Source organism: Pseudomonas sp. GW821-FHT01E10 (assembly GCF_059422365.1).
Map to the genome: position 1 here is coordinate 65,812 of NZ_JBWKWT010000026.1, position 357 is coordinate 66,168.

General features: G+C 63.3%; 1 protein-coding gene. It reads right to left on the reverse strand.

Translation table 11 applies throughout. The annotated features are described in order from the left end of the window. Positions 1 to 357: VCBS domain-containing protein (locus AC07V0_RS27495; RefSeq protein ID WP_495020079.1), on the reverse strand; the 357-nt coding region annotated here is incomplete at both ends.

Sequence of the window (357 nt, forward strand, 5' to 3'; positions counted from 1 at the left end):
CAGCACGCCTGTGCCAGAAACGATCGAGAATTTCGCGGCATCCACTCCGCCGACGATGCTGTAGGTCAGCGTTTGTGCCGGCAGGTCTGCATCGGTCGCTGCCACCGTCGTGACCGCTGTGGTGTTCTCAGCCACGTTGATCGAAGCCGTCGCACCAGCACCGTTGGAAGTGATCGTCGGTGAGTCGTTGCTGCCGGCGATATGCACGGTGACCGAAGTGAGGGTGCCATCGGCACTGCTCACGGCAAAGGTGTCGGTGTAGGTGGTGCCGGCGGCGAATTCGTTGTGGGCGGAGTTGGCGACGTAGGTCCAGGCTCCGTCGGTGCCGATGGAGAACTGGCCGTAGCTGCCGGCGGT